This window comes from Arthrobacter sp. SIMBA_036, from assembly GCF_046535135.1.
Classification (GTDB): Bacteria; Actinomycetota; Actinomycetes; order Actinomycetales; family Micrococcaceae; genus Arthrobacter.
Map to the genome: position 1 here is coordinate 1 of NZ_JAWRXG010000512.1, position 228 is coordinate 228.

The following is a 228-nucleotide window of genomic DNA, read 5'->3' on the forward strand; positions in this document are numbered from 1 at the left end:
TATGTTCTTGCCGATTTTGAGAACTGAGTTTAAGTCAATAGAAACCTATGAATTTACTCCTAAAAACAATTTACCAAATTCCGATTTTTCTGTTTTTTTATGGAGTAGACGATAAGACTGTTGATTTTGAAGAATTATCTTTTTGGAGAAAAGTAATAGGGAGCGATGCCGCTCCTTATATCTGCTTAAAAACCTCCCATACTGATTATCCATGGTTTTGTACAAAAG

At 32.9% G+C, this 228-nt stretch carries 1 protein-coding gene; it reads left to right on the top strand.

From position 1 onward, the window contains the following. Window positions 1-47 precede the first annotated feature (47 nt). The coding region (locus SB659_RS20695; protein ID WP_410551805.1) for a hypothetical protein at window positions 48-228 on the top strand (181 nt) is incomplete at its 3' end.